The organism is Achromobacter sp. UBA5777 (assembly GCF_002418565.1).
Classification (GTDB): Bacteria; Pseudomonadota; Gammaproteobacteria; order Burkholderiales; family Burkholderiaceae_B; genus Achromobacter; species Achromobacter animicus.
Genome location: NZ_DIEJ01000217.1, coordinates 1 through 3,115 on the forward strand (window position 1 = coordinate 1; position 3,115 = coordinate 3,115).

Genomic DNA, 3,115 nt, shown 5'->3' on the forward strand with positions numbered 1-3,115 from the left:
AGGCCCGGACCGACGGCGCCGGCCTGACGGCCGACGGGCTGGGCATGCTGGTCGGCCAGGCCGCCGAAAGTTTCTACATCTGGCACGGCGTACGCCCCGACGCCGCGCCCGTCCTGGCAGCGCTGCGCGAGGCGCTGGCCGCCGGAAGCTGAACGGCATGGCGACGCGCACGGGCCGCAGCGGCGGCCGCAATTGGTTCCGGATCACCACCGGCCTGGTGATGGCGCTGGTGTGCGCGATCCTGCTGTACCAATTCTGGCTGTTCGCCCAGGTGGTCTGGTACAACTACCGCGACCCGGGCAGCAGCGCGATGATGCGCGAAGAGCTGTCGCGCCTGCGCAAGGAAGACCCGGCGATCGAACTGAAATACGAATGGGTGCCGTATGACAAGATCAACCGGTCGCTCAAGCGCGCGGTGATCGCTTCCGAGGATTCCAATTTCACGGGTCACGATGGGGTCGAATGGGACGCCATCCGCAAGGCCTGGGAATACAACCAGAAACAGGAAGAGGCCGGACGCTCCAAGATGCGCGGCGGCTCCACCATCACCCAGCAGCTAGCCAAGAATCTATTCCTGTCAGGTTCTCGCAGCTACCTGCGAAAGGGCCAGGAACTGGTCCTGGCTTACATGATCGAACACGTCATGAGCAAGGAACGGATCCTGGAGCTCTACCTGAACGTGGCCGAGTGGGGCGTGGGCGTGTTCGGCGCCCAGGCCGCCGCCAAGCATTATTTCAATACCACCGCCGCCAACCTGGGCAACAGCCAGTCGGCCCGGCTGGCGGCCATGCTGCCCAACCCGCGCTTCTATGACAGCCACCGCAAGTCCAACTATCTGAATTCCCGGGTCGGCGTGCTGACGCGCCGGATGCAGATGGTCGACATCCCCTGAAAGGGGAACCGGACAAATCGGTCCTGCCGGCCGTCTTCTGGCTGCGGGATTTGTTAAGCTTTCACGTTTACGCGCTCCACTCCTTTTTCCTTCATGCGTACTGCACGTCGCTACCTGGCCCGAGAGGTCTATCGCTCTTGCGCAGTGGTCCTTCTGGCCCTGCTCGGCCTTTTCACGTTCTTCGCACTGGTGGACGACTTGGACAACGTGGGCGACAAGTTCTCCATGATGGCCCTGCTGTACATGCAGGCGCTGGCTATCCCCACCCGTCTCTATGACCTGCTGCCCATCGGGCTCCTGATCGGGGCCATCCTGGCGCTGGCGGGCCTGGCCCAGCGCAACGAACTCGTCATCCTGCGGGTCTCCGGCGTCAGCGGCATGAAGCTGCTGCGCATGCTCTGGATCGTCACGATCCCGCTGATGATCGGCGCGGGCCTGCTGTCCGAATACGTGACGCCCTGGGCCGAGGTCAAGACCGGCGAAGCCAACCTGATGTTCCGCGGCAAGGCTGGCGGCGACCGCCTCAAAAGCGGCTACTGGTTCAAGGAACCCACCGCCAATGGCGGCACCCGCATCATCAACATCGCCGAACTGAAGGGCGACGGCCAGGTGGCCGGCGTGACCCTCTACGAATTCAAGAAAGACCTGACGCTGTCGGCACTGTCCACCGCCCCCACCGGCTCGTTCACGCGCGGCGACCTGGTGCTCAAGGATGTCTCCGAAACCCGCCTGGACGCCGAAGCCGCCGAGGCGCTCGCCAACGCCCGCCCGCCCAAGAACCCGCCGGCCACCGTCATCAAGCTGCCCGAACGCTCCATCGACACCACCCTCAGTGCCGAACGCCTGCTGGCGCGCGTGCTGACGCCAGAACGCATGTCGATCGTCACGCTGCTCGACTACGTGGAATACCTGCGGGACAACCAGCTTCAATACGACCGCCAGGTCGTCGCCCTGTGGCGCAAACTGGCCTACCCCTTCACCCTGCTGGTAATGATCACCATCGCCGCCCCCATCGGCCTCATGCAAACCCGCCGCGGCGGCGTCGGCGCCAAGGTCTTCGTGGGCATCCTGCTGGGCGTGGGCTTCTTCATGCTGAACCAGCTTGCGCTGAACGTCGGCATGCTCGGCAAGTGGCCGCCCTGGCTGACAGCCCTGGGCCCGAACCTGGGCGCCATGGCGCTGGCGCTGGGCGCCATGAGCTACATGGAATACCGCCACACCATCACCCGTCTCGTCCAACAACGTTGGCCCTGGAGCAAGAGTCCCGCATGAACGGCAGTATCTGGATGATCGGCGACGTGCAGGGCTGCTGCTCGCCGCTGGATCGCTTGCTGTCCCACCCCGACCTGGTTGGCGACCCCAAGTCGCGCTTCTGGTTCGCTGGCGACCTGGTCAACCGCGGCCCGCAGTCGCTCGAAACCCTGCGCCGCATCATCGACCTCGGTGATCGCGCCACGGTCGTCCTGGGCAACCACGACCTGCACCTGCTGGCCGCGGCCGCGGGCGTGCGCAAACCGTCCAAATCAGACACGCTGGAATCCATCCTGCGGGCGCCGGACGCCACTGACCTGCTCAACTGGCTGCGTTTCCGGCCGCTGGCGCATTTCGAGCAGAACCATCTGCTGGTCCATGCCGGCACGCTGGCCAAGTGGGACGTGGCCAAGACATTGGCCCTGGCCGGTGAGGTCCAGGACGCGCTGCGCGGCCCGAACTGGCAGAAGGCGCTTCAAAAGATGTACGGCAACGAGCCGGCCACCTGGAAGGAAGACCACAAGGGCGGCAAGCGGATGCGGGTGATCATCAACGCGCTGACGCGGATCCGCTTGTGCACGCCGAACGGGCACATGGAGTTTGCAACGAAGGTGACGCCGGGGGCTTGGCCGCCGGGGCTAGTGCCTTGGTTCGATGTACCGAATCGGGCGACGCGTAATGTCACGACGGTGTTCGGACATTGGTCGACGCTGGGGTTGTTGCAGCGGCCGGACGTGATCTGCCTGGATACCGGGTGCGTGTGGGGTGGGTCGTTGACTGCGTTGCGGTTGCAGGATCGGAAGCTCGTGCAGGTTAAGTGTTCGCAGTTTCAGGATCCTTTGGCGGAGTGAAGCGTCGGGGTTCGGTTTTGGCGGCTTCGTCGGGCGTTTTCTTTAGGTCTTCGTAGGTCGCTTTCTTTCGTTCTTCGTAGGTCGCCCGACGCCGCGGTCCCCGTGGGCACGATCGCCCACG

General features: G+C 64.6%; 3 protein-coding genes and 1 pseudogene. All 4 read left to right on the forward strand.

Annotated elements, in window-relative coordinates; genetic code table 11:
• Window positions 1-152: pseudogene (gene aroE, locus B3446_RS17885) on the forward strand (shikimate dehydrogenase); the annotation flags it as partial.
• A 5-nt stretch (window positions 153-157) separates the two neighbouring features.
• Window positions 158-892 (forward strand): monofunctional biosynthetic peptidoglycan transglycosylase, encoded by a 735-nt coding sequence (gene mtgA, locus B3446_RS17890; RefSeq protein WP_191578226.1) that lies wholly within the window; start codon window positions 158-160, stop codon window positions 890-892.
• 93 nt (window positions 893-985) lie between these two features.
• Window positions 986-2,164: an LPS export ABC transporter permease LptG gene (gene lptG / locus B3446_RS17895; protein ID WP_175126249.1), complete on the forward strand. Its 1,179-nt coding sequence runs from the start codon at window positions 986-988 to the stop codon at window positions 2,162-2,164.
• Window positions 2,161-2,994 carry a symmetrical bis(5'-nucleosyl)-tetraphosphatase gene (locus tag B3446_RS17900; RefSeq protein ID WP_175126250.1) on the forward strand — a complete coding sequence of 278 codons (834 nt, stop codon included), beginning with the start codon at window positions 2,161-2,163 and terminating at the stop codon, window positions 2,992-2,994. The genes lptG and B3446_RS17900 overlap by 4 nt, the downstream gene beginning before the upstream one ends.
• The last annotated feature ends 121 nt before the right edge of the window (window positions 2,995-3,115 follow it).

Excerpts from the sequence above, each read along its gene's own strand:
- mtgA (WP_191578226.1), top strand. The coding sequence starts at position 158 with ATGGCGACGCGCACGGGCCGCAGCGGCGGCCGCAATTGGTTCCGGATC.
- lptG (WP_175126249.1), top strand. The coding sequence starts at position 986 with ATGCGTACTGCACGTCGCTACCTGGCCCGAGAGGTCTATCGCTCTTGC.
- B3446_RS17900 (WP_175126250.1), top strand. The coding sequence starts at position 2,161 with ATGAACGGCAGTATCTGGATGATCGGCGACGTGCAGGGCTGCTGCTCG.